At 69.1% G+C, this 25,958-nt stretch carries 30 protein-coding genes; 19 read left to right on the top strand and 11 right to left on the bottom strand.

The annotated features are described in order from the left end of the window. The first annotated feature begins 121 nt into the window (after positions 1–121). A complete protein-coding gene (locus ACYX4P_RS01440) occupies positions 122–895 on the top strand; it encodes an HAD family hydrolase (protein WP_164952667.1) in 774 nt (257 codons plus the stop codon). Positions 896–1,035: 140 nt separating this feature from the next. Here ACYX4P_RS01440 and ACYX4P_RS01445 read toward each other — a convergent pair whose 3' ends face one another. The 5 genes from ACYX4P_RS01445 to ACYX4P_RS01465 form a co-directional block, all read right to left on the bottom strand. Next, positions 1,036–1,443: a copper resistance CopC family protein gene (locus tag ACYX4P_RS01445; RefSeq protein WP_052004988.1), complete on the bottom strand. Its 408-nt coding sequence runs from the start codon at positions 1,441–1,443 to the stop codon at positions 1,036–1,038. Between the two features lie 26 nt (positions 1,444–1,469). Continuing rightward, positions 1,470–1,796, bottom strand: a complete 327-nt coding sequence (locus ACYX4P_RS01450; protein WP_135194141.1) for a hypothetical protein — start codon at positions 1,794–1,796, stop codon at positions 1,470–1,472. A 176-nt stretch (positions 1,797–1,972) separates the two neighbouring features. Further along, on the bottom strand, positions 1,973–2,551 hold the full coding sequence (locus ACYX4P_RS01455) for an RNA polymerase sigma factor (protein WP_245159370.1): 579 nt from the start codon (positions 2,549–2,551) through the stop codon (positions 1,973–1,975). A gap of 8 nt (positions 2,552–2,559) precedes the next feature. Continuing rightward, a complete protein-coding gene (locus ACYX4P_RS01460; protein ID WP_312572907.1) occupies positions 2,560–3,000 on the bottom strand; it encodes a Spy/CpxP family protein refolding chaperone in 441 nt (146 codons plus the stop codon). Next, positions 2,997–3,278, bottom strand: a complete 282-nt coding sequence (locus ACYX4P_RS01465; RefSeq protein ID WP_088582506.1) for a hypothetical protein — start codon at positions 3,276–3,278, stop codon at positions 2,997–2,999. The genes ACYX4P_RS01460 and ACYX4P_RS01465 overlap by 4 nt, the downstream gene beginning before the upstream one ends. Before the next feature lie 116 nt (positions 3,279–3,394). Between ACYX4P_RS01465 and ACYX4P_RS01470 the strand changes: the two genes are divergently transcribed. The 6 genes from ACYX4P_RS01470 (at position 3,395) to ACYX4P_RS01495 (ending at position 6,618) form a co-directional block, all read left to right on the top strand. Further along, positions 3,395–4,048, top strand: coding sequence for a DUF2231 domain-containing protein (locus ACYX4P_RS01470; protein ID WP_088582507.1), 654 nt, complete (start codon positions 3,395–3,397; stop codon positions 4,046–4,048). A 96-nt stretch (positions 4,049–4,144) separates the two neighbouring features. Then, on the top strand, positions 4,145–4,699 hold the full coding sequence (locus ACYX4P_RS01475; protein WP_088582508.1) for a YybH family protein: 555 nt from the start codon (positions 4,145–4,147) through the stop codon (positions 4,697–4,699). 54 nt (positions 4,700–4,753) lie between these two features. After that, complete coding sequence (locus ACYX4P_RS01480; RefSeq protein ID WP_306418727.1) at positions 4,754–5,224, top strand: DUF411 domain-containing protein; 471 nt, start codon at positions 4,754–4,756, stop codon at positions 5,222–5,224. 13 nt (positions 5,225–5,237) lie between these two features. Continuing rightward, positions 5,238–5,960: a PepSY domain-containing protein gene (locus ACYX4P_RS01485; protein ID WP_088582510.1), complete on the top strand. Its 723-nt coding sequence runs from the start codon at positions 5,238–5,240 to the stop codon at positions 5,958–5,960. Beyond that, a complete protein-coding gene (locus ACYX4P_RS01490) occupies positions 5,957–6,298 on the top strand; it encodes a hypothetical protein (protein WP_088582511.1) in 342 nt (113 codons plus the stop codon). The genes ACYX4P_RS01485 and ACYX4P_RS01490 overlap by 4 nt, the downstream gene beginning before the upstream one ends. Further along, positions 6,295–6,618: an isoprenylcysteine carboxylmethyltransferase family protein gene (locus tag ACYX4P_RS01495; RefSeq protein WP_205678542.1), complete on the top strand. Its 324-nt coding sequence runs from the start codon at positions 6,295–6,297 to the stop codon at positions 6,616–6,618. Before ACYX4P_RS01490 ends, ACYX4P_RS01495 begins: the two co-directional genes overlap by 4 nt. Here ACYX4P_RS01495 and ACYX4P_RS01500 read toward each other — a convergent pair. From ACYX4P_RS01500 to copC, 3 genes are read right to left on the bottom strand one after another with little or no spacing between them, the layout of a single operon-like run. Continuing rightward, the gene (locus ACYX4P_RS01500) at positions 6,581–7,912 is read right to left on the bottom strand and encodes a type II restriction endonuclease (protein WP_240612156.1); all 1,332 of its coding nucleotides are present in this window, start codon (positions 7,910–7,912) and stop codon (positions 6,581–6,583) included. The genes ACYX4P_RS01495 and ACYX4P_RS01500 overlap by 38 nt on opposite strands. Positions 7,913–7,966: 54 nt before the next feature. Then, a complete protein-coding gene (gene copD / locus ACYX4P_RS01505; protein ID WP_088582512.1) occupies positions 7,967–8,902 on the bottom strand; it encodes a copper homeostasis membrane protein CopD in 936 nt (311 codons plus the stop codon). A gap of 6 nt (positions 8,903–8,908) precedes the next feature. Continuing rightward, positions 8,909–9,271 (bottom strand): copper homeostasis periplasmic binding protein CopC, encoded by a 363-nt coding sequence (gene copC, locus ACYX4P_RS01510; RefSeq protein WP_088582513.1) that lies wholly within the window; start codon positions 9,269–9,271, stop codon positions 8,909–8,911. 172 nt (positions 9,272–9,443) lie between these two features. Here copC and ACYX4P_RS01515 point away from each other — a divergent pair, with 172 nt between their 5' ends. The 11 genes from ACYX4P_RS01515 to ACYX4P_RS01565 all read left to right on the top strand — a co-directional run bounded on the left by ACYX4P_RS01515 (position 9,444) and on the right by ACYX4P_RS01565 (position 21,393). Next, entirely contained in the window at positions 9,444–9,806 is a 363-nt protein-coding gene (locus ACYX4P_RS01515) for a hypothetical protein (RefSeq protein ID WP_088582514.1), read from the top strand. Between the two features lie 115 nt (positions 9,807–9,921). Next, positions 9,922–11,280, top strand: a complete 1,359-nt coding sequence (locus ACYX4P_RS01520) for a TolC family protein (protein ID WP_112863186.1) — start codon at positions 9,922–9,924, stop codon at positions 11,278–11,280. Continuing rightward, the gene (locus ACYX4P_RS01525) at positions 11,277–12,578 is read left to right on the top strand and encodes an efflux RND transporter periplasmic adaptor subunit (RefSeq protein ID WP_112863185.1); all 1,302 of its coding nucleotides are present in this window, start codon (positions 11,277–11,279) and stop codon (positions 12,576–12,578) included. Before ACYX4P_RS01520 ends, ACYX4P_RS01525 begins: the two co-directional genes overlap by 4 nt. Further along, a complete protein-coding gene (locus tag ACYX4P_RS01530; RefSeq protein WP_112863184.1) occupies positions 12,575–15,727 on the top strand; it encodes an efflux RND transporter permease subunit in 3,153 nt (1,050 codons plus the stop codon). The genes ACYX4P_RS01525 and ACYX4P_RS01530 overlap by 4 nt, the downstream gene beginning before the upstream one ends. After that, entirely contained in the window at positions 15,724–16,134 is a 411-nt protein-coding gene (locus tag ACYX4P_RS01535; RefSeq protein ID WP_035307582.1) for a copper-binding protein, read from the top strand. The genes ACYX4P_RS01530 and ACYX4P_RS01535 overlap by 4 nt, the downstream gene beginning before the upstream one ends. A gap of 297 nt (positions 16,135–16,431) precedes the next feature. Then, positions 16,432–16,749: a hypothetical protein gene (locus ACYX4P_RS01540; protein WP_135194148.1), complete on the top strand. Its 318-nt coding sequence runs from the start codon at positions 16,432–16,434 to the stop codon at positions 16,747–16,749. A gap of 36 nt (positions 16,750–16,785) precedes the next feature. Next, entirely contained in the window at positions 16,786–17,490 is a 705-nt protein-coding gene (locus ACYX4P_RS01545; RefSeq protein WP_052004914.1) for a helix-turn-helix transcriptional regulator, read from the top strand. A gap of 39 nt (positions 17,491–17,529) precedes the next feature. After that, the gene (locus tag ACYX4P_RS01550; protein ID WP_230307678.1) at positions 17,530–18,201 is read left to right on the top strand and encodes a class I SAM-dependent methyltransferase; all 672 of its coding nucleotides are present in this window, start codon (positions 17,530–17,532) and stop codon (positions 18,199–18,201) included. A 179-nt stretch (positions 18,202–18,380) separates the two neighbouring features. Next, positions 18,381–20,399, top strand: coding sequence for an NAD(+) synthase (locus tag ACYX4P_RS01555; protein WP_476070180.1), 2,019 nt, complete (start codon positions 18,381–18,383; stop codon positions 20,397–20,399). 153 nt (positions 20,400–20,552) lie between these two features. Next, positions 20,553–21,020: a DUF411 domain-containing protein gene (locus ACYX4P_RS01560; RefSeq protein WP_035307575.1), complete on the top strand. Its 468-nt coding sequence runs from the start codon at positions 20,553–20,555 to the stop codon at positions 21,018–21,020. A gap of 52 nt (positions 21,021–21,072) precedes the next feature. Then, a complete protein-coding gene (locus ACYX4P_RS01565) occupies positions 21,073–21,393 on the top strand; it encodes a hypothetical protein (RefSeq protein ID WP_035307574.1) in 321 nt (106 codons plus the stop codon). A gap of 73 nt (positions 21,394–21,466) precedes the next feature. Here the strand turns inward: ACYX4P_RS01565 and ACYX4P_RS01570 are convergent, their stop codons facing one another. Continuing rightward, on the bottom strand, positions 21,467–23,623 hold the full coding sequence (locus ACYX4P_RS01570; protein WP_088582517.1) for a heavy metal translocating P-type ATPase: 2,157 nt from the start codon (positions 23,621–23,623) through the stop codon (positions 21,467–21,469). Between the two features lie 66 nt (positions 23,624–23,689). On the opposite strand from ACYX4P_RS01570, the gene ACYX4P_RS01575 reads away from it, so the two are divergent. Beyond that, complete coding sequence (locus ACYX4P_RS01575) at positions 23,690–24,328, top strand: Fur family transcriptional regulator (RefSeq protein ID WP_240612159.1); 639 nt, start codon at positions 23,690–23,692, stop codon at positions 24,326–24,328. Here the strand turns inward: ACYX4P_RS01575 and ACYX4P_RS01580 are convergent, their stop codons facing one another. Together ACYX4P_RS01580 and ACYX4P_RS01585 are read right to left on the bottom strand one after the other, a co-directional pair. Next, positions 24,329–25,534, bottom strand: a complete 1,206-nt coding sequence (locus ACYX4P_RS01580) for an acyltransferase family protein (RefSeq protein ID WP_105625181.1) — start codon at positions 25,532–25,534, stop codon at positions 24,329–24,331. Continuing rightward, positions 25,535–25,957: a hypothetical protein gene (locus ACYX4P_RS01585; protein ID WP_112863181.1), complete on the bottom strand. Its 423-nt coding sequence runs from the start codon at positions 25,955–25,957 to the stop codon at positions 25,535–25,537. It lies immediately after the preceding gene. Between the last annotated feature and the right edge of the window lies 1 nt (position 25,958).

Raw genomic sequence — 25,958 nt, forward strand, 5'->3', positions numbered from 1 at the left:
ACGGGTCGGTTGTCAGGACGCCCCCGCCGGGGCCAGGGCCTCGCTACAGCCTGTGCCTTGCGCCGGCCGGTGACCGGCCCGGTGTTGTCCAATGACAGCGGGGCGGCGGATCCGGGCCGTCGTGATCGATCTGGATGACACCCTGCTCTCAGCCTATCGCCGCCCTGATCTGGCGTGGCGCAGCGTCTGTCAGGTATACCAGACCGAGCTTGGCGACCTCGCTCCGGACGTTGCAGCGCGCGCCCTGACGGAGGCGGGGCGGGCCTTCTGGAGCGATCCGGACAGCCACGCCGTGGGCCGCGCAGACCCGAAGCAGGCCCGGCGCGTCATCGCAGCCAAAGCCTTCGAGGCCTTGCGGCGCGACAGTAGTCCAACGGTATCTCCCGAGATCGCAGAGCGCATCGCCGACGCCTTCAGCCTCCATCGCGACCGGCAGATGCGGCTCGAACCCAAGGCGGACGCCGTGTTGGTCCAACTGCGGGACGCTGGATACCGGCTCGCGCTGCTCACCAACGGCGCCGGTCCACTGCAGCGCGCCAAGATCGAGCGTTTCGGTCTGGCTTCGCGTTTCCATCATATCCAGATTGAAGGCGAGGTCGGCGTTGGCAAGCCCGATCCGGGCGCGTTCAGGCGAGTGTTTGCCGCCTTGAACGTCGATCCGCCCGAGGTCTGTGTCGTCGGAGACAGTCTGGAATGGGACATTCGCCCGGCCAAGGCGCTGGGCTGTTTCACCATTCTGTACGACCCGGAGGCTGGCCAAGCTGTAGGACGCGGTTTCGGCGACGCCCACGTTGTGACCCGGACATTGGCGAGCTTGGCGCCCCACCTTCAGGAGCGTAGTTCGCCCCCCGGCCGGATGGATCGCGCCGGCCGGCGATCACGGCGCGCCGACTGAGCCCAGGGCTGAAAGACCATCGCGAGGGGTCAGCCGGGGAGCCGACCGCTGATCGACGACGGAAAAACGCCGCGCGGCAGGTCGCGCGGCGTTCCTTCCACATCCGGCTTCGGCCCCTCAGGAGGCGGGAGGCCGATCCCTCAGTGAACCATGAAACGGACGAGGCCGTTCATCTGGTGGCCGTCGGCGCCCTTCGCGGCCCAGGCGGCGGAATAGGATCCGGGGGCCAGGATGGGGAGGGGCGCGCTGACCGTGGTGACCGGCGCCGCGTCGTCGACCACAGCCACGTCGATGGACCGGGCGTCAGGGCCCGTCAGCCTGAGAGAGGTCAGGGTCATGGCGTGCGGGAACGTCGCCGAGAAGGTCGTCGGCGCGACCGCTAGCATGGCGTTGTCCGCGGGCGCGGTGACGACGCCGTTGGCGGGGGCCTGCATGGCGGCGTGATCCTGCGCCGACATGCCCGCGTGCGAATGGCTCTGGGCCTGGGCGAGGGAGACGGGAGCCAGCGCCGCCAGAGCGGCCAGGCTGGTGAGGATTGAACGGTTCATGAGAGACTTCCTGATGCTTACGTGGACTACTGGTTGGGCGGCATGGTCATGCCGTCCATCTTCGACATGTCATGGCCGGCCATCGGATCGGCCGGCGGCGGCGTCGGGGCGGGTGCTGGCGCCGGCGCGGGGCGGGTCGGTCGGGGCGTCGAGGCCCGGGGGGACGGCGCCGGGGCTGATGCGGCGGCCTGCGGCTGCGGGGTCGGCTCGGGCGTGGCGACCGGCGCGGCCTCCATCGGGGTCGTCGCCGAGGCGCCCGGCGCCGTCTGGGCCTCGACCGGTTGAGGGTCGGCGGCCGGCTGGCAGGCGCCCAAGGTGATCGCCGCTGCGGCGGCTAGGATCGGGACTCTCATGTGACAAGCTCCTGAAAGAAAAGGGCGATGATCGGGTCGATTTCCCGCGACGCCCTCATACTAGAATACGCGGACGGGCGCCGCATCCCTCGCCGCCTGGAGGTCGATCGACGGAGCGCCGCTGCGGCCCGAGCGGGGCTAAGGCGCGACGAAGGTTCCGAGGACCCTCGAGCTGATCACTCAAGAGCGGCCCGGACAGCGGGCGTGTCGTCCAGCGCCTCGGACAGCTTGCGACGAGCCCGCGCCACGCGGGTCTCCACGGTCTTGATGGAGACACCCAGCATCCCGGCCGTTTCCGCCTGACTGCGCCCCTCGATCGCCGTCAGCAGAAGCGGAGCCTTGAGGTGCGGCGGCAGATGGCTCACAGCCTCGTTCAACCGCGCCAGCCTTGCGCTGGCATCCATCCGGTCATCCACCGCCTCGGCCCCGTCCGGCACGGACATGGCTTCCGGCGACGACAGGTCGACGCCGCCCCGGATGAGCCGCCGAACGAAGCGGCGACGGCTCCAGTCCCGGCATTTATTGAGTGCGATGGTCCGGATCCAGGCCTCGAAGGGTCGGACCGGGTCGTAGCGGCGAATGTTGATCCAGGCCGCCGCATAGGTGTCCTGCAACAGGTCCCAGGCGTCCTGTTCATCGCCGACATAGCGCCGGACGAAACGGAACAGAGAAGTCTTGGTCTGCCGCATCAACTCGCTGAAGGCCGCCCGGTCCCCGCCGGCGGCGCGGGCTGACAGGTCGTTGGGGCTGTCCACGCGGAACGCTAGCCTTCGTCGGGCGCGAGGGCCTCGACGATACGGTCGTCGAATACCTCGGCCTGGGCCGGCGTCAGAACGGACCGCATCTCGAAGACGTGGGCGATCGTCTCCTTCTGCAAGGCGTCCATGGCGACGTGGAAATGGTCCACCGCCGCCTGGACCTGGGGACCGTCGCCGTCGCTCCGTGCGATCGCGCGCGCCAGTTCCTGATTGGCCGCGCGGACGTCCGCTTCGAGCGCGGGCCGGCGCGCGGCGAACCGGGCTTCGACTGCGTCGATGCGGGTCAGCTGGTCGGGCGAGAGCTTCAGGTCGTGGTGCACGATGTCGTGCAGGGATGGCGGTTCGCGCCGGCTCAGCACCCAGCTGGCGCTGATCCAAGTGCCCGCGCCGCTGGCGACCGCCGCCAGGACGGCCGTCAGGGCGATGGCCTGCCAGCCGCGCTTCATCGGCCGGTTTCCAGTCTCACCAGAGGCGACAGGCCCGCGTCGACCGTGAAAATGGCCATCTCCCCGGCCGGTCTGGGGGCGGCGACCGCGCCGACGCCGCCTGCCGTCAGGCCGGTGACCAGGGCCATGGCGACGGCCCCCAAACGCAGTTGCGACGCGAGCCTTTCGCCGCGAAGCGCGTCGACCCGGCTCCAGACGAGCGGTTCGAGCCCGTCGAGCGACCGGCCCAAGGGCGTCGCCGCCGATCCGGCCAAAAGATCATCCAAATTACGCGCCATCGAACACTCTCCTTGCGCCCCTAATCCCTACTACGCCGAAACAAGCCAAATCCCTCAAACGAGGGGACGGCCTCCCCGGTGCGTAGTTAGCAGAAGGGACGGGATGGGAGAGAACAATGTCGATACGCAAACTTCTGTCGGGGATCGCCCTGGTGGTGGCGCTGTCTGTCAGCGCGCCCGCGTTCGCGCACGAGGATCATGACAAGCAGGCCGCGGCCCGTGCCCAGGCCGCCGCGCCGGCGGGCGCCGTGCCAGAAGGCGGCGTGATGGCCATGCCGGGGATGGCTATGGACATGGACCACGGGGCCATGACGGCGGACGAGGGTCCCAAGCCAATGCCCCAGCGCCTGTATCGCTGGCTCGGCGCCATGCATCCCGCCGCCGTCCATTTCCCGATCGCGCTGTTCCTCGTCGCCGCGCTCCTCGAGATCGCCGCCCTGACGCTGCGTCGGCCGGTCCTGACCCAGGGCACGCGGGTGATCATCGCCCTGGCGGCGATCTCCGCGGTCGCCGCGGTGGCGCTGGGATGGTTCGCTATGGGGCTGCCCGGGAAGGACGATGTGACTCACCTCTACCATCGGTGGCTCGGCACCTCGATCGCCGCGCTCGGCCTGCTGAGCTGGTGGGCGAAGGAACAATGGGTCCGCCGGCCGGGGCGCGGGCGCGAGCTGATCTACATCGGTCTTTTGACCGTGACCGCCGCCGCCGTGGTGGTCAACGGCCTGCTGGGCGGGATGCTGACCCATGGCATGAGGCATCTGATGTTCTGACGGCCTTGGGGTCCGTCGTCGCCCGAACGCCTCGTTCTTCATCTACTTCGCCGGACCGGGTTCTACTGCGGCCGCGGCAAACCAGGAGACTGCACCATGATGTTCCGTTCAGCACTCGCCGGATCGGCGGTCGCCGCCCTCCTCGCGACCTCCGGCCAAGCGCAAGCTCAATCACAGGCGCCGGCCCGCTCCCACGCCCCCGGCTCGGCCCATACGCCAGGCTCGGCGCACGCCCCCGGCGATGCGCAATCCGCTGACGAGGCCCAGGTCCGAGCGGTCGTCACCGCCTACAAGGACGCCATCGAGCGGATGGACGTGTCGCAGACGCCGGCCCTGTTCTGGACCGACTCGGAGATCTTCGAGAACGGCGGCGTGGAGGGATCGTTCGCCTATTATCTGGAGCACCATCTCGGGCCCGAATTCGCCGATCTGGCCGGCTTCGACTTCCGCAACCACGAAATGAAAGTCGAGGTTGACGGCGACACCGCCTTCGTGAGCGAGACCTACACCTTCCACATCACCTTCAAGTACGGAGCCCGGGCCCCCATAGAGCGCCGCGGCGCCGCCACGAGCGTCCTGCGCAAGCGGGGTGACGAGTGGAGGTTCGACGTCTATCACTCCTCGGCCCGGCCCTTCCGCCCCGCCGCCTGATCGCGGCGGCGACCGTCATCGGCGGCCTCCAGATATCGCTCGCCAGAGGGACCCATGAGATCGATGCCCACCCTTTCACGCCGTGCGTTTCTGGCCGCGGGGGCCGGCTCCGTCGCCGTCGCGGCCTGCGCTCCGGGCGCCCGTTCATCGACCGAGCTCGCGGTCTACAAGACCCCGACCTGCGCCTGTTGCACGGCCTGGGTGGATCACATGCGCGCCGCCGGCTTCAAGGCGCGGGTCAACGAACTCCCGAGCCTTCGCTCTATACGCAGCACCCAAGGCGTGCCCGAGGCGCTCGCCTCCTGCCACACGGCCATGATCGGCGGCTATGTCCTCGAGGGCCATGTGCCGGCCGAGGATGTCCGCAAGCTTCTGGCCGAACGTCCCGAGGCCGTGGGCCTCGCAGTGCCGGCGATGCCGCTGGGGTCTCCCGGCATGGAGACGCCAGACGGCCAACGTGAGCCCTATGAGACCCTGCTGATCCTCAAGGGCGGCGGTACGCGCGTCTTCGCGCGTCACGGCTAGGCGAGGCCCAGGGATGAAGGTTCTCAAGCTCTCCACCCAGCTGCACAAATGGATTGCGCTCGTCGTCGGCCTTCAGGTGCTGTTCTGGGTCGGCGGCGGTCTGGTGATGACGGCCATTCCGATCGAGACGGTGCGCGGCGAACATCGGGCGGTTGACCTCAAGCCGAGCCCGCTGGAGCTCGGCGCGCTTCCGGCACTGAGCGAGATCGCGCGCCGAGCGGGCGTCGCGCCTGTCCAGGCGGAGCTTCACACGACGCCGCGGGGGGCGGCCTGGACCTTGAAGCCGGCGTCGGGCGAGCCAGTCGTCGTGTCCGCCGCGACCGGCCGGCCGTTCGGACCGATGTCGGCCGCCGACGCCTCGGCCTTCGCCAAGGGCGCGTACAAGGGCGAGGCGCGGGTTTCCGGCGCGGTTCTTCTGGCGACGGCGCCCGAGGAGACGGGACGCACCGGACCGCTGTGGCGGGTAGACTTCGCCGACCGCGAAAAGACGGCCTTCTACCTGTCGCCAGCGACAGGCGAAGTGGTGACGCGCCGCTCGGGCGTGTGGCGGATCTTCGACTTCTTCTGGCGACTGCACGTCATGGACTGGAACGACGGCGAGGACTTCAATCACCCCCTGATCATCATCACTACCGCCTTGACCCTGAGCATTGTGATTTCGGGCTTCATCCTGCTGTGGATACGGATCTCCCGCGACCTGAAAATGGCGCGTGCGGTTCGCAAGCGGGAGCCATGAGGCAGGCGACGGCTCGATCACAGGAAGCTCTGCCAAGAGACAACGACCGGACTTCACCACCGCGTCTCGCCGCCCTGACCACCGCCTGGCCGCCGCACATCCTGCGGCAAGAGGACGTCGCGGCCAACGGGGCCGAAATGTTCGCCACGACCCACGGCGGTTTCGAGCGGCTGGCGCCTATCTATCGAAACGCCTTGATCGACACACGGCATTCGTGCGTCCCAATGGACTGGTATCTGCAGCCGCACAGCTTCGCGGAGCGGAACGACCTGTTCCTGGAACACGCAGTCGCCCTGATGGCCGAGAGCACGACGAGCGCGCTGGAGCAAGCGGGGTGATCGCGACCTTGGCCGGTTTTGGACCACTCGGATCATCACCTGCCCGGCGCGCCGCTAGTCCGATCCGGCCCTTCCGGGTCATTCGTCATCCCAACTACTGGATCGCATCTCTTGAGATCGCCATCCTGCCGCTGGTTTTCGGCCAGGTCTGGATAGCAGTGGTGTTCACCGCGCTTAATGCCATGCTGATCACCTGGCGGGTGCGGCTGGAGGATCGCGCTCTTGCCTATCAGGCCTGTGAGCCAGAACGACCTGGATGCGAGGCGGGCCAGTCACCGACGATCAGGTCACGCGGTGCGAAATCTCGGTCAGAGCCCTGAGACCGGTTCCGAAGCGGGCGATTGATGCCCGGTGCCGTTCCAGTTCTCCGTAGGGCAGATAGCGCACATTGAGATCGGCGATCCGGCTGAAGGCCGGACGTTGCAACTGCGCCCGCACATCGTTTTCGCGGCTGTCGGGAGCGACCAGGAAAAGGCCGGCGGAGATGTTTAGTTCGCCTGACAGGGCGAGGTCCAGCATTCGCACGACACCGGAGTAGATCGTGGTGGAATGCTCGACCTCGAAGGCGGCCGCCACGCGGTCCGCGTCTCCCTCCAGCCAGAGTACGTCGATCAGCCGGATGGACTCGGCGCCTGGACCGTTCGCCAGCGACGGCGGTAGTTGTTCTAGGCAGCCCTCGCTCAGGCGTGCGCCCTCGTGCTGGCGCCCGCGGTCATTGGACGCGATCCAGACCCTGTAGCCCAGCGCGCGACCCAGATCACGGACCCAGGCCTGGATCTCTGTGTGGGTCCGGTCCGTCTCGCCCTGCTGGAGCGCGGTCTTCTCGAACTTGACCGCTTCGGCGCGCGCTTCGGCCAGCCGCGCGTCCCAGCCGCTGGCGGACAGACTCTCGTCGTCCAGGGGCGGCGCGGGATAACGGCCGGAGCCCACGTCGAACAGGAAGCCCGCGATCGCCCCGAGATCGTTGGACAGAAGATCGCTGTAGCGAGCGTTGAGGGCCAAAATTCCTTGCCGCATCGCAAGGTAGTGCTCCCAGCTCCCGAGCTTGACCTTTGATCCGGTGATCGCGTTGTAGCCGTTGACGATCGCGGTATTGAACGGCGAAACGTGGGTGGGATGGAGAAAATAGATCAGGTTGGCCACTGCAGGCCCGAGTCCCTTGATTCGGAGTTGGTCGATCGTGCGGATGCCCGCGAGAATTTCCGTTGCTGTCGAACAACAGCTGCAGTGATGCAGGAGCCGGCCGAAAGCGCGTTGATTGGCCGGGTTTTCGTAGATGTCCGGGATGCGAAGTTTGGGCTTCCAGAGGAAGGCATGGTCCGCGCCCTTGAAGATCTGCCGTTGTTCGGCCACCGAATGAACGATCGTCTCCAGCGACGACCCGCGATAGGCCACGCCGAACCGGCCTGCTTCGATCTCCTTGACGACCTGGCCGATGCCGCGACGGATGGAGCGGAAATTCTTCAGACGCTCGTCCCACAAGAACCAGGTCTGGTAGGTCGCAGCCGGGTCGCGCCGCCACTGTTCAATAAGATCACGAACTCGATCTGACACGGCGCGCCCCCCGATTTCTGACCAGTCTAGGCGGTTCCCGACGGCCGGGACAACGGCCATTTGCCGGTCCCCAAGCCGACACGCAGCTCCAGCGAAGTCGGCGCGCGCCAACGGCTACATCGCCATTTCCATGGCCGAGACCGGAGCCAGGGTTCCCATGATGGACACCAGGGCCAGCAGCCCCAGGGCGAGGAGGGTCTCCATCACCAAGCTGCGTTTCAGCCGTGAAATGGCGGGGCCAAGATACTCGGGATCGTCCAGGGCGCTGCCGAGGTGGGGCGTCAGATAAAAGCGGTTCGCGGCCGCCAGAACCAGCATGAGCGCGAAGAGCACGAGCTTGCCCGTCAACAGCAGACCGTAGGGCGTGCTCAAGAGGCCAGCGATACGATCGGGTCCGACCATGAACCAGCTGTTCACCAGTCCGCTCAGAACCAGGACGGCGACCGATGCGGATCCGACGCCGGCGAATCCGTGAAGGGCTCGATAGAGGATCCTATCGCCATCGACCGTTTCTGACCGCCGCCGCAACGTCAGGATCAGCAAGGCCGCGAGCGCGCCGAGCCACACCGCCGCCGCCCAGCTGTGCAGGATCGCGGCCGTCAGATGAACATAGCGCCCCGCGCCTTCGGTGGCCGCGCCGTGTCCCGTCCAGGCGAAGCTGGCGCCGACGATAAGACCGGCGACAGCGACGAATTTCCACAGGCCGCGGGACGGCTTGTCTTGAATGAGCGCAAGAAGCGCGAGCAACGCGGCCAGCGTCCGGACGAGAAAGGCGGGTCCGAGGCTCGTGCCCGTGAGCATGAAGCCGAGCGTCGCCGGCTTGAGACCTTCAGTCAGCGAGCCCGCCATCACAGCGGTCTGGGCCGCGAAGGCGGCGGCGGAGCCTATGGCGACCACGGCCGCCGCGCTGACCAGCAAGGATCTCGTCCAGCCGAGGGCCACCGCGTCCGACCCGCGCAACCCGTAGAGGAGGAACAGCGGCGTCCCGAGCAGGACGACCGCGCCGCCGTACTGCGCGAGCCGGAGCAGGATGACCAGAACGTCGAGCACGATGGGTCAGCGGACCGTGAAGGCGATGGCGCCGGTCATACGGTGGCCGTCGGCGGAGGCGGCATGCCAGTTGAGGCTGTAGGCGCCGGCCGCGAGCGGTCGCGCCGTCCGTCCCGAAACGGTCATGCCGTCATCGGAGACGGTGGTCGCGACCGGGAATTTGGCACCGGCGGCGTTCACGACCTCGAGGCCCGAGAAAGCGGGAACGACGCGTTCGCTGAAGGTGACCGTCAGCGAACGCGGCGAGGCGATGCTCGCGCTCGCCGCCGGGTTGGAGGCGACGACGCGCGCGTGGGCGGCAGCCTGCGTCGCCCCCAACAGCAGGGCGCCGACGGCGCCGACGACGGAAAGGATTTTGCGAGTGGTCATAGGGAGGCTCCGAAACCAGAGGGGTTCAATGAGTTATACGGGCGCCGGGGTTGAATCCCTCGTTCGAACTGCGGGCGGGCGCGCGCTGATCCGGAGCATTGCGTTGCGCGCGCCCGACGCCAGCCCGTCGGTCGCTTGACACGGCCGGCCGACGGGCGTGGGATGAACGCGCATGTGGAACCTCGTCCGCACCCTTCTGTTCGCCCTGGCGGTGGCCGGCTTCGTCGGCCAGTCGTCCGCGCACGCCACGCCGTTCCAGGTATTCGAAGCGACGGGCGGCATGGCGGACATGGATTGCGCCGAGATGATGGTGATGGCGGACGGGCCTTCCGGCGGCGCTACTAGCCCTTGCGACGAGATGACGCCCGACTGCATCGCCAAGATGGGCTGCGCCGCCGTCGCGGCGCCCATGCCGCCGGCGCCGACCGTTCAACGGCCTTCGGCTCCGCGGGGACTCCGGTTCGCAGCCGTCGATGTCGTGCGAGAGGGCGCAGGCCCGCTTCCACTGAAGAATCCGCCGAAACGGCTGGCTTAGAACGCTTTCGCTGAACGGTAGGCCGTGCGCGACGTTACGCCGCGGTAACCGATCGATCTGAGCCCTTCGCCGGTGTCCTGCCCTCACGGCGGGTCCGATGGTTTCGAGGAATTTCATGACCATTCGTTTGAGGACGGCGACACGCGCGTCTGCTTGTCAGCCGCCCCGTGTCCGCCTGCCGCGCGTCACGACGCGGCGAGCCGAGGCTTCGGCGCCCACCCGGTGCCGTGAGCTAACCGCAAGCTGGGCGATCCTTCCCGCTTCCGTTCTGCTCCTGAGCGTCTGGACCGCGCCGGCCCAGGCTGACCCCCAGACGTTCGACGAGGCCCTGGCCCGCGCGGCGTTCAGCGCACCCAGTCTGCGCGCCAGCGCATTGGGTGTCGACGCCGCTCGTGCGGCCGTTCCGGCAGCGGGGCTTCTGCCGGACCCCCGGCTCTCCGTCGGTCTCGACGGATATCCGGTGACCGGGCCGTTCGCGGGGCAATTCGATGAAGACTTCACCATGCTCAGGATCGGCGTCGAGCAGGAGGTGCCCAGCCGCGCGCGTCGTCGCGCCGAGCGAGACATCGCCGAGGCGGCGATCGGCGTCGCCGGCGCTGAGGAGTCCGTCGCGCGACGAGAGGTCCGGGTCGCCGTGGGCCTTGCGTGGATCGACCTGTTCTATGCCGAACGCCGCTTTGCGGCGTTGGAAGAGCTGCTGGCGACGTTGCAACCCCTGTGGGACGCCGCCCCGGCCGGAGTCGCGTCCGGCGCCTATCGGCCCGCCAACGCTCTCGGGCCCGTTCAGCTCAAAGCCGATCTTGACGATCGCCGCAGCAGTCTCGCCGCCGACATCGAGAAGGCGCGAGCCGAACTCGCCCGGTGGACGGGCGACGCCGATCCCGAGACGGTTGGCCCGCCGCCGCAGGACGATCTCGACCTGACCGCCTTGCGGAACGGCATCGCCCAGCTGCCGACCGTGCGGGCCTATGGAGCCGCCGCGCGCCGCGCCGAAGCCGAGGTCGACCTGGCCCGCGCCGGACGTCGCCCGGACTGGTCGTTCCAAGCCAGCTACGCCCGCCGCGATGAGCGGTTCGGCGATCTGTTCTCCGTCGGAGCGAGCGTGCGGCTGCCGATCTTTCCGGGGCAGAGGCAGGATCCCGTCATCGCCGCGCGCGCCGCTGATGCGCTGCGGGTCACCGCCGAGCGTGAGGACGCTGAGCGCGTGTTGACCGCGTCGCTGCGAAGCGCCCTGGCCGAATACGCGACCGCTCACGATCAATGGGTCCGGTCGCGCGACGTCGTTCTGCCCAGTGTCCTTCAGCGTTCCGATCTCGAAACCGCGAGCTATGCGGCGGGTCGGGCGGGCATCGTTGAAGTTCTCGAAGCCTTCACCGCCGTGGCCAACGCCCGGCTCGACACGCTCGATCGCGAGGCCGCCGTGATGCGTCAAGTGGTCGAGATCACTCTCACCTATGGGAACGACGACCGATGAACGCCCTTCGCAACAAACGCCTGGGCATCGCCATGGGCGCGCTTCTTTTGGTCGGGGTCGGCGTCGGGGCCGGCATCGTCGTCGCTCCGCGGCTGGATGGGGCCGGCGGTGAGACCGCCGAGGGGGGAGGGGAGCGCGAGATCCTCTATTGGTACGATCCCATGGTTCCAAACGAACGCTACCCGGGGCCGGGGAAGTCGTCCATGAACATGGAGACCATCCCCAAATATGCCGATGAGGGGGGAACGACCGCCACCCCCGGCGTTCGAATCGATCCGGCGCTGGCCCAGAATTTGGGGGTCCGGTATGCCACGGCTCGCCGTGGCGACCTTGAGGGCGATCTGAGCGCCACGGCGGTGGTCGATTACAATGAACGCGACATCGCCGTGGTCCAGTCGCGGGCCGACGGCTTCGTGCAGCGAGTCTACAACCGCGCGCCGGGCGATGTCATCGCTGCGGGCGCGCCTCTGGTCGATTTGCTCATCCCGACCTGGGGCGGCGCCCAGACGGAATATCTGGCCGTACGGCGCACCGGCAACACGCCCCTGATCCAGGCGGCGCGGCAGCGACTGGTGCTGATGGGCATGTCCGAGAGCCTGATCGCCTCGGTGGAGCGCAGCGGGCGGGCGCGAAACACGATCACGATCTCAACGCCCACTGGCGGCGTGATCAAGACCCTGGGCGTGCGCGCCGGCATGAGCGTGACCCAAGGCATGACCTTGGCCGAGATCAACGGCCTGGCCACCGTCTGGGTCAATGCCGCCATCCCGGAGGCGCTGGGGAGCCGGCTAAGGGTCGGACAGTCCGTCGAGGTGGCTTTGACCGCGTTCCCGGGAGAGCGGTTCACGGGTCGTCTGACCGCCCTGTTGCCGGAACTCGTCGGCGACAGCCGCACGGTCACGGGACGGATCGAAATGGCCAATCGCGGGGGCCGTTTGCGCCCCGGCATGTTCGGCCGGATCACCTTCGGCGGCGGTTCGACGACGGCGTTGCTCGTGCCGACCGAGGCGGTGATCCGAACGGGTGAACGGGACATTGTCATGCTCGCCCGGCCGGAAGGCCGGTATCAACCGGCCGAGGTCCGTGTCGGGCGAGAAGCCGGGGGGCAAACCGAGATCCTCGCCGGTCTCAGGGAAGGCGAACGGATCGTCGCGTCGGGGCAGTTCCTGATCGATTCCGAAGCCAGCCTGTCAGGCGTAACGGCGCGGCCGATCGGCCCGACGTCCCGGCCCGCCACCGCCGCCCCAACGGGCGCATCCATGGCCGCGCCCGCCTCGCGCGGGAGGTCGAGCCAATGATCGCCGCGGTCATTCGCGCCTCGGTCAAGGGGCGCTTCCTCGTCCTTATGGCCGCCGTCGCCCTGCTCGCCGCCGGCCTGTTCGCGGTTCGCAGCACGCCGGTCGACGCCTTGCCGGACCTGTCGGACGTGCAGGTCATCATTCGCACCAGCTACCCGGGGCAGGCGCCCCAGATCGTCGAGAACCAGGTCACCTATCCTCTGGCGACCACCATGCTGTCCGTACCCGGCGCGCGAACGGTTCGAGGCTATTCCTTCTTCGGCGACAGCTTCGTCTATGTGCTGTTCGAAGATGGGACGGACCTCTACTGGGCGCGTTCCCGGGTCCTCGAATACCTCAGCCAGGTGCAGGCGCGGCTTCCCGCGACCGCCCAACCGGCACTTGGTCCGGACGCCACCGGCGTAGGCTGGGTCTATGAATACGCCCTGGTCGATCGCACAGGCCGCAACGATCTGGCGCAATTGCGAAGCCTGCAGGATTGGTTCCTCCGCTACGAGCTGAAGACCGTGCCGGGGGTCGCCGAGGTCGCCAGCCTGGGCGGCATGGTGCGGCAATACCAGGTGGTGCTCGACCCCGTCAGGCTCGCGTCCTACGGCGTCACCCATCAGGCGGTGGTGGACGCTCTCCAGCGCGCCAACGGCGAGACGGGCGGCTCGGTGCTCCAGCTCGCCGAAGCCGAATACATGATCCGCGCCAACGGCTATCTGACCGAGCTCGACGACTTCCGGGCCGTGCCGCTCCGCACGGCGGCTGGAGGCGTGCCGATCAGCCTCGGGGATGTCGCGACCATCCAGATCGGCCCGGAGATGAGACGCGGCATAGCCGAGCTCAACGGCGAAGGCGAGGTCGCGGGCGGCGTCGTCATCCTTCGATCCGGCGCAAACGCCCGCGCCACGATCGCGGCCGTGACCGAGAAACTCGAGACGCTCAAAGCCGGACTGCCCCCGGGAGTCGAAGTGGTGACGACCTACGATCGCTCGCAGCTCATCGACCGGGCGATCGACAATCTGAGCGGCAAGCTGATCGAGGAGTTCATAGTCGTCGCCCTGGTCTGCGGCCTGTTCCTCTGGCACGCCCGGTCGGCGCTGGTCGCCATCCTGACCCTGCCGCTGGGCGTCCTGGCGGCCTTCCTGATCATGAATCTTCAGGGCGTGAACGCCAACATCATGTCGCTGGGCGGCATCGCCATCGCCATCGGCGCCATGGTGGATGCGGCGGTGGTCATGATCGAGAACGCCCACAAACACATCGAACGATGGGAACACGATCACCCGGATGAAAAGCTGGCGGGCGAAGATCGCTGGAAGGTCATCACCGAGGCGGCCGTGGAGGTCGGCCCCGCGCTGTTCCTGAGCCTGCTGATCATCACCCTGTCGTTCATCCCGGTGTTCAGCCTGCAGGCCCAGGAGGGCCGGCTGTTCGCGCCCCTAGCCTTTACCAAGAGCTATGCGATGGCGGCGGCGGCGATCCTGTCCATCACTCTCGTGCCGGTTCTGATGGGCTATCTGATCCGCGGACGGATCCCGGCCGAACAGAGCAATCCGATCAATCGCTGGCTCACGCGCATCTATCGCGGGCCATTGGACTGGGTGCTGCATCATCCCAGAAAGACCTTGGTGGCAGCCTTGCTGATCTTCGCCACCACCGCCTGGCCTCTTAGCCAGCTCGGCGGCGAATTCATGCCGGCGATGGACGAGGGCGACCTGCTGTATATGCCTTCGGCCCAGCCGGGTCTCTCCCCGGCCAAGGCCGCGGAACTGCTGCAACAGACGGACCGGATGATCCGCACCGTGCCCGAAGTGGCGACCGTGTTCGGCAAGGCGGGCCGGGCGGAAACCGCCACGGATCCGGCTCCGCTGGAGATGTTCGAGACCACCATCCAGTTCAAGCCGCGCGATGAATGGCGGCCGGGCATGACCCCGGAAAAACTGATCGAAGAACTCGATCGCGCGGTTCAGGTCCCCGGACTGTCCAACGTCTGGGTCCCTCCCATCCGAAATCGCATCGACATGCTGGCGACGGGCATCAAGAGCCCCGTCGGCGTCAAGGTGTCCGGCTCTGACCTGGCCGCGATGGACCGTATCGCGGCCCAGGTGGCCGATGTCGCCAGGACCGTACCGGGCGTGACCTCCGCCTTGGCCGAACGCCTGACCGGCGGGCGTTATGTCGACATCGACATCGACCGGCGCGCGGCGGCCCGCTACGGCCTGAACATCGCCGATGTCCAATCGATCGTATCGGGCGCCGTGGGCGGCGAGACGATCGGACAGACGGTGGAGGGGCTCGCCCGCTATCCGATCAGCGTCCGTTACCCGAGAGAATTGCGCGACAGTCTGGAGCAACTGCGCGCCCTGCCGATGCTGACGCCGTCGGGCCAGCAGATCACCCTTGGCACGGTCACCAATATCCAGATCGCGGACGGCCCGCCGATGCTCAAGTCCGAGAACGGCAGGCTGACCACCTGGGTCTATGTCGACACTCGGGGGCGCGACCTCGCGTCTGTCGTCGCCGATCTGCGTCAGGCGGTCGCCAGCGAGGTGGATCTCGCGCCGGGCGTCAGCATCGCCTACTCCGGCCAGTTCGAATATCTGGAACGGGCGGCCGAGCGGCTAAAGATCGTGGTTCCGGCCACGCTCGTGATCATCTTCATCCTGCTCTATCTGACCTTCGGGCGCTTCGACGAAGCCCTCCTCATCATGGGCACCCTGCCATTCGCCCTGACCGGCGGCTTCTGGTTGCTCTATCTGATGGGCTTCGATCAGTCGGTCGCGACCGGGGTTGGCTTCATCGCCCTCGCTGGCCTGTCGGCGGAGTTCGGCGTCGTGATGCTGATCTATCTCAAACATGCGCTGAAGGATCGAGGACCTGATCCCGACCGGGAGCAGGTCGAGGAGGCCGTTCGCGAGGGCGCCCTTCTGCGGGTCCGGCCCAAGGCGATGACGGTCGCCGTGATCTTGGGCGGTCTGTTCCCGATCCTGATCGGCCACGGCGCGGGGTCGGAGATCATGACCCGGATCGCGGCGCCAGTCATTGGCGGCATGATCACCGCGCCCCTCCTGTCGATGCTCGTCATCCCAGCCGGCTATCTCCTCCTGAGACGCCGGAAATCACGTCCCACCCAAACCCCCACCCAAGGAGCTACCCTATGAAAAACCTGTTCGTGAAGTCGGCCAGGCTCGCCCTCGGCCTGAGCCTGTCAGCCGGGGCGGTCATTGCCCTGGCGGCCTGCAGTCAGCAGCCGGCGACGGAGACGGAAACCCCAGCCGCCACCGGTTCCGCCGTTGCCCCCGCGGCGCCGGCGGAGATGGACGCCATGTCGTCGGCGGCCGGAGAGGAGTCCGCGACCGCGCGCGGGGTGATTTCGGCCATCGACGCGGAGGGCGGCAAGATCACGATCGAGCACGAGCCGATCGCCAGTCTGGAATGGCCCGCGATGACCATGGGCTTCGCGGCGTCACCCGCCCTGATTGACCAGGCGAAGGTCGGCGACCGGGTCGAGTTTGATCTGGTCGTTACAGGCAGCGCGGGCGAAGTGAAGGCGATTCGGCCGCAGTAATCCCCTGCTGCCGGACTGTCGTCGCACGGGGCGGCGGCGTCCGGGTTGACGACGCGGCGGGGAACCTTTGGCTTCTCCGCCGCGTCGAGCCTTTATGGGTTCAGCAGACGGCTTCAAAGCGGCGTGAAGATGGACAGTGCCGACTGTCCGAGTTGTTTCGGTCCGAACCCGAATGGGCTTCGAGGCGGCGCTCGGCGCGGGGATGTCGTGCGAACAAGCCGAACCGTGGACTGAGGGACCGCAGCGTTGGAACTCGCCTTGGAGTACCCGAGTTCGATCTTGAAGGAGGTGGGTGACATGAGCGACATGAACGGAATGCCCTCAAGGTCGGGCGAGGCACGCCTGTCGTGCCTGCTGAGGTCCATCGATCTGACTCCTCAACGACGGGCGCCCGCGTCGGATCTTCTTGGGCGGTCCCGCCGGGGCTCGGTGGCCGCCGCCCTGCTGCTGGTGCTCCTGGTGGTCGCCGTCGTGAGCTGGCGAATCGGTCCCGCCGGCGTGGCGTCCGGGGCGCGGGAAGAGCGCCTCGAGGACGACGCCGACGAGCCCGCGCGATCCGACCGCCGCGACGAGCGAGATCGCCGCGGCCGATCCGGGGGCCGGGACCGTGACTGACCCCATCCGGCGTCGTTTCCCGCCTGTGGCGCGCCGGTGAGCCCTGACGGCGCCTGGCGCGGGGGTCTGCAGATCGGCCCGGGCTGGGCGCGGTGGCGCGGCGCGGTCGGCGACAACGCGCTTCACCGGCACCTCGCGGCGCAGGCGGTGTTCGCCGACCGGCCGATCGCCGTCGAGACTGCGGGCGGCCGCGTCCTTCGCGCCACGGCGTTTCTCGTCGATCCGCTCGTGGGCCATCGGCTCGGCGCCGCGGCGCAGGCCGAGATCCTGTTTTTCGAGCCGGGAAGTCTGGGCGTGGAGGCGCGCGCGGCGCTTCGGGCCGTGCTCGTCCGCGCGTCCAGCGCCCACGTGCTGGCGGCCGAGGGCCGTCGGCGGTTCTGGTCGGACCAGGCGGGCGGAGCCGGAGGCGAGCCGGCCGCGCCCGCGGTGTCCTGGATGGCCGGCGTCCTGACGTTCATCGACGCCGCGCTCTCGGAAGGCCCCGTGCGGCTCGATGCGGCTGCGGGCCGCGCGGGTTTGTCGGCCGACCGGTTCCGTCACGTCTTCGCCGAAGCGCAAGGCTTGTCGTTCAAGCGGTTCGTCCTCTGGCGGCGGCTGCAGCTTGCGGCGACACTGCTGGCGGGCGGGGTCGACGTGACCACCGCCGCCCATGAGGCCGGCTTCTCCGACGGCGCGCACCTCGCGCGGACGATGAAGGCGATGTTCGGGGTGCAGCCGCGGCGCCTGGTCCCCTCCGGCTGAGCAGCCGCTTCGTTCAAGCGGCGAGCCCGAATCCAGGCGATGCTCGTCGCCATGAACCAGGACAGAGACTTCGTCCCCGCGCTCGGTCGCCACGAGCTCACCGGCGCCTACGACAGGGTGCTGGCCGTCATGACCCGGGAGCGTCGCTGGCGGTGCGCCCTGCTGTCGGAAGCCGATCCGCAGCCTGGCGAGACAATCCTCGACGTCGGCTGCGGCACCGGGACCTTCGCGATCCAGCTCAAGACGGCGTCGCCGGGATCGCGCCTCATCGGCGTCGATCCCGACAAGGCGGTGCTGGAGATCGCGCGCGACAAGGCTCGCCGGGCCGGGGTCCACGTGGAATGGCGAGCCGGCTACGGGGACGCGCTGACCGCGATCCTGCCGGGCGCGGCCGCGGACAAGGTGGTCTCGAGCCTGGTGCTGCATCAATGCCCGATGCCCGTGAAGCGGGCGATCCTCGCCGCCTGCCTGGGCGCGCTTCGACCCGGCGGCCGGCTGCATATGGCCGACGCCGGCCGCCAGGCGAATCCCTTGATGCGCCTGCTCTTCCGGCAGGTTCAGATGCTGGACGGCTTCGAGCACACCGAGCCCAATGCGCTCGGCGTGCTCCCGGACCTCATGCGCGAAGCCGGCTTCGAGGCCGTGAGCGAGACGCGGCGGATTCCCACCCCGACCGGGTCGATCTCCCTCTACGCGGCCGTGCGGCCGTAGGCCGCCGTCGGGGGCGCCGCGACGCCCTCGACAGCGAGCTCCGCCTGCCCGCGATGACGGCGGGCCCGAGCTCGGGCGGCCGCGGCGCGCGACGGAGGGCGCAACTTGCCGGGCGCCGGGCCGCTCCTGTACCGGTCGACGCCAAAGGAGGCCGAGCGCATGAACTCTATTCCAACCGGGTGCAGGGGTTCGTGCGTGTGGCGGTTTGCACGCCGCGCATCGCCGTGGCCGATCCGGCGGCCAACCTCCTCGAGACCCTGAAACTGGCGCGGGAGGGACACGCCCGCGGCGCCGACCTCATGCTGTTTCCGGAGCTGGGCCTGTCCGCCTATGCGATCGACGACCTCCTGCTCCAGGACGCCCTCCTTCAGGCGGTGAACGCCGCGCTCGCCGAGCTCGTGCAGGCGAGCCGGGACCTGCAGCCGGTGCTGGTGGTGGGAGCGCCCCTCGTCCGCAACGGACGGCTCTACAATTGCGCCGTCGCCCTCGCCCGGGGCCGCGTCCTGGGGGTCGTGCCCAAGAGCTTCCTTCCGAACTATCGGGAGTATTACGAGAACCGCTGGTTCGCCCCCGGCGCCGGCGTGCGCGGCCTGGACATCGCCGTCGCCGGGCAGAGGGCGCCGTTCGGGACCGACCTGATCATCGAGGCCAGCGACGTCCCGGACTTCGTCTTCCACATGGAGCTCTGCGAGGACTTCTGGGCCGCCACCCCGCCCTCGACCCTGGCGGCGCTGGCGGGAGCCACCCTGCTCTGCAACCTGTCGGCGTCCAACATCGTGGTCGGCAAGGCCGACGAGCGCGCGCTGCTCTGCGCCTCGCAGTCGATGCGATGCCAGGCCGCCTACCTCTACGCCGCGGCCGGGCCCGGCGAGAGCACCACCGACCTGGCCTGGGACGGGCAGGCGACCATCCACGAGCTCGGCCGTCTGCTGGCCGCGACCCGCCGCTTCCCGGACGTCGCCCAGATGGCCGTGGCGGACGTGGACGTCGAACGCATGCGCCTCGAGCGGCTGCGGACGCCCACCTTCAACAACGCCGCCGCCGCCGCCGGCCACCCCGAGCACGCTTTCCGGCGGATCGCCTTCGAGCATGCGGCGGAGCACGTCGATATCGGGCTGCTGCGGCCGCACGACCGGTTTCCGTTCGTGCCGGACGATCCGGCCCGGCTGGACCAGGATTGCTATGAAGCCTTCAACATCCAGGTGCAGGGCCTCGCCAAGCGCCTCGACGCGGCGGGCGTCAGGCGCGTCGTGGTCGGCGTCTCCGGCGGCCTCGACTCCACCCACGCCCTGATGGTCGCGGCGAAGGCCTTCGACGCCCTGGGCCGTCCGCGCACGGACATCCTGGGCTTCACCATGCCCGGCTTCGCCACCAGCGAGGGCACCAAGCGCAACGCCTGGGCCCTGATGCGAAGCCTCGGGGTGACGGGCGAAGAGATCGACATCCGGCCCGCGGCGCGGACGATGCTGGAGGCGATCGGCCACCCGTTCGCCCGCGGCGAACCGGTCTACGACGTCACCTTCGAAAACGTCCAGGCCGGGCTGAGGAGCGACTTCCTGTTCCGGCTCGCCAACCAGCGCGAGGGCCTGGTGCTCGGCACAGGCAACCTGTCCGAGTCGGCGCTGGGCTGGCAGACCTACGGCGTCGGCGATCACATGAGCCACTACAACGTCAACGGCTCGGTCCCCAAGACCCTCATCCAGCACCTGATCCGCTGGGTCGCGGCCACCGGGCAGTTGGACGAGGCGGCCTCGGCGACCTTGCTTGGCGTGCTGGGCACGGAGATCTCGCCCGAGCTGGTGCCGCAGGCCGCCGCGGACGCGCTTCAGAGCACGCAGTCCAGGATCGGGCCCTACGAACTGCAGGATTTCAACCTGTTCTACCTGACGCGCTACGGCCTGCGTCCCTCCAAGGTCGCCTTCCTGGCCTGGCACGCTTGGCGGGATCTCGAGGCGGGGGCGTGGCCGGCCCACTTCCCGGCCGCCTCGCGCGCCGCCTATGATCTGCCGACGATCAAGCAATGGCTGGAGGTGTTTGTCACCCGGTTTTTCGCCCTCAGCCAGTTCAAGCGCTCCGCCATGCCGAACGGCCCCAAGGTGATTTCGGGCGGCAACCTTTCGCCGCGCGGCGACTGGCGGGCGCCCTCGGACGCGAGCGCCCGGGTCTGGCTGGACGACCTGAAGCGCAATGTCCCATAGTTCGCCCCGCACGACGCCCCGCCGGTTTTCGGGCCAGGGCGGTCTGCTCGCGTCCTGGGGGCGCCAGGCCTGACGGCGGCCCGCGACATCGTCAGCGTCGTCAACGCCCGGCGATCCGGCTAGGATCGTCGCCTCGCTCGCCAGGATGCCGTCATGCCCGCCTCTTCGCCCTCCCCCTCCCGACGCGCCCTTCTGACGGCGCTGCCGGCCCTCGCCTTCGCCGGCCCGGCCCTCGCCGCGCCGCCGAAGCGGATGACCGCCTACAAGACGCCCTGGTGCGGCTGCTGCGGCGGCTGGATCGCGCACATGCGCCAGGCCGGCTGGACCGTCGAGGTCGTCGAGCGCGAGGATCTGGCTCCGATCCGGGCGCAGCACGGCGTTCCGGACCGGCTGGCCTCGTGTCACACGGCGGTGGTCGGCGCCTACGCCATCGAAGGCCACGTCCCCGCCGGCGATGTCGATCGGCTGCTCAGCGAACGCCCCGCCGCCAGGGCCTTGAGCGCGCCCGGCATGCCGGCGGGCTCGCCGGGCATGGAGGCCGCCGGCCGCGAACCCTATACGACGGTGCTGATCCTCAACGACGGCTCGACCCGCGTGTTCGGCCGACACAACGGCACCTGACCGCCGACCCGCGGCCGGAGGGCGTCAGGCGACCGGTTCACGGCCTGTCGGGTTGGCCCGCCCCAGCCGCTTCCGCCGGGTCGTCGCCGCCATCGGCGCCTCGCGAAAAGTCAGCCTGATGCGGGTGACCGCCGTGCTGGGCGCGATACTCGGCCGGGCTGAGACCCCTGCCCGTCATATGGAGCTTCGGCGGCGTCGCGGGAGCGTCCGGATCAGTCTCGCCGCGGGTCCTCGCGGTGTCGGGGCGCTCGCCATCGACATCCGGTTGATCGCCAGTCTGTTCGCCCATGACACCCTGCGCTCCGCTCCGGCGTCGCTTGCCGTGTCGGGATGCAATCCGCGAGCGGAGGCAGGGTTGCGCGGCGCCGGATAATCCCTGACCTTCGCTGGCCAGGGGCTGACCCGGATCCCTCCCGGCGCGGCCCTTCGAGCCCGGCTCTCTCCCGTCAGGCCTGTCGACGCGGCGTCCAGCGCAGCAGGCGCATGGCGTTGGCCGTGACCAGGACCGTGGCTCCGGTGTCGGCGAGGATGGCGGGCCACAGGCCCGTCACTCCGATCACGGTGGTGACCAGGAAGACGGCCTTCAATCCCAAGGCGATGGTTATGTTTTGCCGGATATTGCCCATCACCCCGCGGGACAGGGCGATCATGTCGGGAATGTCCCTGACCCGGCCGCGCAGGACGGCGGCGTCCGCGGTCTCCAGGGCCACGTCGGTGCCGCCGCCCATGGCGATGCCGACATCCGCCTGGGCCAGGGCCGGGGCGTCGTTGATGCCGTCCCCGACCTTGGCGACCACCAGACCTTCGGCCTGGAGCGCCTTGACGATCACCAGCTTGTCCTGCGGCAGCAGTTCGGCCCGGGGCTCGATGCCCAGCCCGGCGGCGACCGCCTCCGCCGTGCGGCGATTGTCGCCCGTCAGCATGACGGTGCGGATGCCCCGCGCCTTCAGGTCGGCCAGACCCTGGACCGCATCGGGCCGCGCCTCGTCACGCATGGCGAGGAACCCGGCCACCCCGCCTGCGGCGACAAGGACGGACACCGTCTTGCCCTCGGCGTTGAGGGCGGCGATGGCTGCGTCCTGGGCTGGCGAGATCGGCGCGCGCCGGGCCGCGGCCTGCGGCGAGCCGAGGAATATGCGTTCGCCGCCGACCTCGCCTTCGACGCCCTCCCCCGCAATGGCCTGGGTGGCCGACGCCGGCGGCGCCGTGATCTCATCCGCCTCGGCTCGGGCCAGGATGGCGAGGGCCAGCGGATGGCTTGATCCCGTCTCCAGCGCGGCCGCCAGGGTCAGCAGGGCGGAGGCGTCCCGCGTCCCGGCGACGACGTCGGTGACGACGGGCTTGCCGGCGGTCAAGGTCCCCGTCTTGTCGAAGGCGATCGCGGTGATCTTGCCGAGCGTTTCCAGCACGGCCCCGCCCTTCATTAGCAGGCCGCGCCGGGCGCCCGCCGACAGGCCGGCGGCGATGGCGGCCGGCGTGGATATGACCAGGGCGCAGGGGCAGCCGATCAGCAGCACGGCGAGGCCCTTGTAGATCCATTCGCTCCACGTTCCGCCGAACAGCAGCGGCGGCGTGACCGCGACGAGGGCGGCGAACACGAGCACGCCCGGCGTGTAGATTTTCGAGAAGCGGTCGATGAACCGTTCGGTCGGAGATTTCGATTCCTGCGCCTCCTCGACGAGACGCACCACCCGGGCGATGGTGTTGTCCGAGGCCGAGGCCGTCACGCGCACCCGCAGGACGCTGCCGCCGTTGATCGTGCCGGCGAACACAGGATCGCCCACGACCTTGCGTTTGGGCACGCTCTCGCCCGTCACCGGGGCCTCGTCGAGGTCTCCCGCGCCCTCGATGATCTCGCCATCCGCGGGAACGCGGTCTCCGGGCCGGACCAGGATGACCGCGCCCACCGCCACGGTCTCGGCGGCGACTTCCGTGGTCACGCCGTCCACCTCGACGAAGGCGGTCTTGGGCACGAGGGCGGCGAGCCCCTGGATGCTCTTGCGCGCGCGTCCGGCCGCCACCCCTTCCAGCATTTCGCCGACGAGGAACAGCAGGACGACGGCGGCGGCCTCTTCCGCGGCCCCGATGAAGACGGCGCCGACGGCGGCGATGGTCATCAGCATTTCGATGGAGAAGGGCGTGCCGTGGCGCGCCGCCGAAAAGGCGCGCGACGCGATCGGAATCAACCCCACGGCCAGGGCGGCGAGGAAGGCGTATCGTTCGAGGGAGGGGAACAGCGTGCCCAGTCCATAGGCGGACAGCAGCGCCAGGCCGCAGAGCGCGGTGAGGCGCGCCTTCCCGGTCCACCACCACGGGGCGCCCCCGGCCCCGGCGGCCGCCGGAGGCGGGCCGGCCGGCGCCGCAACGGATCCGGACGTCGGCGAGGCCGCTTCCCCGCTGTAGCCCAGGTTGCGCAGTTGCTGCAGGACCGCTTCGTCAGCGAGGTCTCCGTCATGCCTGATCTTCAGCACGCCGGTCTGCACCGCCACCGACACGTCCTCGACGCCCGGCAGCCTGCGGATCGCCGTGTCGATCTTGCGGCCGCAGCTGGCGCAATCCATCCCGGTCACCCGGTATCGGCTTTCGAGGGTTTGCGCCGTCATGTCTGTTCCTTGTGATCTCTACAGGGCAAGGCTACCTCCTCCAGCGACTGTAGATGCAAGCTAAAAATGAGCGCGCCGTTCGGTTGGAGTGAAGGGCGCCGTCCGCTGAACCTGGAGGCCGGGCCCAGCCCGTTGATGACCTCGCCTTGTCCGCACGACCGGGAGACCGCGCCGCCGACGGCGGCACAGGTGGAACGCGCTTTGGGCGCAGCCGCCGCCCGCGTGGCCGCCGCTGGGGACAGGCTGACGCGCCCCCGGCGCAGGGTGCTGGAGCTCCTGCTTATCGCGGGCTCTCCGGCCAAGGCCTATGATCTCGTGGCGACGTATCACCGGGAGGCCCGCGTCGCGAAGCCTGCGACGGTCTATCGGGCGCTGCAGTTCCTCGAGACCCGAGGACTGGTTCATCGTCTTTCCACCCTCAAATCCTACGTGGCCTGCGATCCCGAGCGGCCCGGCGCGCCGGCCCTTTACCTGCTGTGCGACTGCTGCGGCTCCTGTCGCGAGGTTCCCGCGCCCGACCTGGCTGCGCTGAACGCGGCCGCGACAGCGGCGGGCTACGAGATCGAACGGATCACGCTCGAAGGCCAGGGTCTGTGTTCGGCTTGCCGCCCGCCGCGCCCCGGCGCCGCCCGGGATCCGGTCCTCCAGACGGAGCCGGAGGCGGCCGCGGGGTCCGGGCCCGCAAGCATTGAGCCGCGCCCCTGATCAAGCCCGCGGCGGGTCGATGACGGCCTGGCCCGGGCGCCCGGCCGCGGCGACGCCGGGGCCCGCGGCCAGTTCCATGGCCCGTTCGGTGGCGGCGGCCGACATTCGGGTCGCCCCCCCCCGTCGGGACGGACTAAGCCAGGTCTGGACCGGTCGGTCGAAGCCGTAGCGAAACACGGCGGCGGCCACGAACGCCCCGACCAAGCCGATCGCCCACAGGACCCAGCGAACGCCGGACGACCACGCCTCCTGTCCAAGGGCGTCGAGCAGGCCGAACCAGACGATGCGGCTCACCTCATTCGTGAGGAACATCGAGAACGACATTAGGGCCAGATGCTCGATCAGCCGTGAAGGACTGCGCACCGGCACGGCGCCGGCGGCCCAGATGATCACGGTCATCAGGCCGAGCGACACCAGGCTGAAGGCGCCGAAGGCCTGCAGCCCCACGAGCGCGAAGGCGGCGGCGAGGCCGATCGCCCTGGCCCGGTGCGGCGCGACACAGACCCGCGAACCGTAGAAGGCCGCCGCGACTCCGAGCAGGAAGAGCGGCAGGGCGCGCAGGATGCCGTAGCGCATCGGCAGGCGGTAGATCGGATCGCCGAGCCACAGCGAGGCGGCGATATCGGCGGCGACGACGAGGAGCGTCGCGCCGATCACCATTGCGACCGGCGGCCAGCGCCACAGGGCGCGGCAGATCCAGGGCAGCAGGAGATAGCAGCCGATCAGGGCCGAGAGGGTCCAGGTCGGGGCGTTCCACCCCTGCCCGCCCGGCACGCCATAGGCCTGGACCAGTAGCACCTGCGCGGGCAGTTGCGACCAGTCGAACCAGCGCGGATTGCTGGGCGCGATCCCGGCCAGGGCGGCGCCGCCGACGAGCAGCACCAGGACGAGGCTGACCGCCAGGTGGGCCGGAATGACCCGCAGCAGGCGCTGGCGCGCATAGGCGCGCAGCGAGGCCTGTCCGGACGCGAGGCGATCACCGTAGATGCGGGCCAGGACATAGCCGGAGTCGATGATGAAGAAGTCGGTGAGCAGATAGCCGCGCTCGAAGACTGGATGCAATTGTCCGAGAGGCACAGGCGCGGCCTCGCGGAAATGGTAGAGGATGATCAGCGCCCCTACGATAAAACGCAGCGCGTCCAGCCAGCCGCCGCGCGCGATCCGGACGGGGCGAGGCGATGGCTCGGTCAGCGCGGCTTCGGGCATTCAGTCAGCCTTCCGTGGCGCAGACTTGGCGGCGGCGCTGCGGTGCTCATGTGGACGCAGGACGATCTGGTCTCGCGAAGCGTAGAGGACGGCCGTTCCCAAAACCCAAACGACGACCAAGCCTCCGACGACCATCAGTCCGGGCCTATCGCGGGGTCCAAACACAAACGAGCAGCCGATCACGCCGCCCAGAATGGCCCCGTAACCAAAATGCAGCGGCACCTTGTGTGCGCCCAGCAGCAGAAGGGCCATGCAGAAGACCAGGCCTCCTGCGAACAGGCTGACCCCGATGGCGACGAGCGTATCGAGCACGGGCCGTGGCTTCAGCGGGCGCGCCTGGAGCCGCCGCCTACCTCGTTGGCGATAGCGGCCTTCCCGCCAACGAATGCTCCGGCCGCGCACGGTGAAGCGTTTGCCGGCCATG

Source organism: Brevundimonas sp. ABV4_179, assembly GCF_056311945.1.

What these genes read in the sequence shown, in the direction of transcription:
- ACYX4P_RS01475 (WP_088582508.1), top strand. Translation starts at nt 4,145, where the DNA reads ATGATGTTCCGTTCAGCACTCGCCGGATCGGCGGTCGCCGCCCTCCTC.
- ACYX4P_RS01585 (WP_112863181.1), bottom strand. Translation starts at nt 25,957, where the DNA reads ATGGCCGGCAAACGCTTCACCGTGCGCGGCCGGAGCATTCGTTGGCGG.
- ACYX4P_RS01480 (WP_306418727.1), top strand. Translation starts at nt 4,754, where the DNA reads ATGAGATCGATGCCCACCCTTTCACGCCGTGCGTTTCTGGCCGCGGGG.
- ACYX4P_RS01575 (WP_240612159.1), top strand. Translation starts at nt 23,690, where the DNA reads ATGAGCGCGCCGTTCGGTTGGAGTGAAGGGCGCCGTCCGCTGAACCTG.
- ACYX4P_RS01570 (WP_088582517.1), bottom strand. Translation starts at nt 23,623, where the DNA reads ATGACGGCGCAAACCCTCGAAAGCCGATACCGGGTGACCGGGATGGAT.
- ACYX4P_RS01540 (WP_135194148.1), top strand. Translation starts at nt 16,432, where the DNA reads ATGAGCGACATGAACGGAATGCCCTCAAGGTCGGGCGAGGCACGCCTG.
- ACYX4P_RS01520 (WP_112863186.1), top strand. Translation starts at nt 9,922, where the DNA reads ATGACCATTCGTTTGAGGACGGCGACACGCGCGTCTGCTTGTCAGCCG.
- ACYX4P_RS01485 (WP_088582510.1), top strand. Translation starts at nt 5,238, where the DNA reads ATGAAGGTTCTCAAGCTCTCCACCCAGCTGCACAAATGGATTGCGCTC.
- ACYX4P_RS01530 (WP_112863184.1), top strand. Translation starts at nt 12,575, where the DNA reads ATGATCGCCGCGGTCATTCGCGCCTCGGTCAAGGGGCGCTTCCTCGTC.
- ACYX4P_RS01500 (WP_240612156.1), bottom strand. Translation starts at nt 7,912, where the DNA reads ATGGCCGTTGTCCCGGCCGTCGGGAACCGCCTAGACTGGTCAGAAATC.
- ACYX4P_RS01515 (WP_088582514.1), top strand. Translation starts at nt 9,444, where the DNA reads ATGTGGAACCTCGTCCGCACCCTTCTGTTCGCCCTGGCGGTGGCCGGC.
- ACYX4P_RS01535 (WP_035307582.1), top strand. Translation starts at nt 15,724, where the DNA reads ATGAAAAACCTGTTCGTGAAGTCGGCCAGGCTCGCCCTCGGCCTGAGC.
- ACYX4P_RS01525 (WP_112863185.1), top strand. Translation starts at nt 11,277, where the DNA reads ATGAACGCCCTTCGCAACAAACGCCTGGGCATCGCCATGGGCGCGCTT.
- ACYX4P_RS01445 (WP_052004988.1), bottom strand. Translation starts at nt 1,443, where the DNA reads ATGAACCGTTCAATCCTCACCAGCCTGGCCGCTCTGGCGGCGCTGGCT.
- ACYX4P_RS01580 (WP_105625181.1), bottom strand. Translation starts at nt 25,534, where the DNA reads ATGCCCGAAGCCGCGCTGACCGAGCCATCGCCTCGCCCCGTCCGGATC.
- ACYX4P_RS01490 (WP_088582511.1), top strand. Translation starts at nt 5,957, where the DNA reads ATGAGGCAGGCGACGGCTCGATCACAGGAAGCTCTGCCAAGAGACAAC.
- ACYX4P_RS01450 (WP_135194141.1), bottom strand. Translation starts at nt 1,796, where the DNA reads ATGAGAGTCCCGATCCTAGCCGCCGCAGCGGCGATCACCTTGGGCGCC.
- ACYX4P_RS01470 (WP_088582507.1), top strand. Translation starts at nt 3,395, where the DNA reads ATGTCGATACGCAAACTTCTGTCGGGGATCGCCCTGGTGGTGGCGCTG.
- ACYX4P_RS01560 (WP_035307575.1), top strand. Translation starts at nt 20,553, where the DNA reads ATGCCCGCCTCTTCGCCCTCCCCCTCCCGACGCGCCCTTCTGACGGCG.
- copC (WP_088582513.1), bottom strand. Translation starts at nt 9,271, where the DNA reads ATGACCACTCGCAAAATCCTTTCCGTCGTCGGCGCCGTCGGCGCCCTG.
- ACYX4P_RS01550 (WP_230307678.1), top strand. Translation starts at nt 17,530, where the DNA reads ATGCTCGTCGCCATGAACCAGGACAGAGACTTCGTCCCCGCGCTCGGT.
- ACYX4P_RS01460 (WP_312572907.1), bottom strand. Translation starts at nt 3,000, where the DNA reads ATGAAGCGCGGCTGGCAGGCCATCGCCCTGACGGCCGTCCTGGCGGCG.
- ACYX4P_RS01465 (WP_088582506.1), bottom strand. Translation starts at nt 3,278, where the DNA reads ATGGCGCGTAATTTGGATGATCTTTTGGCCGGATCGGCGGCGACGCCC.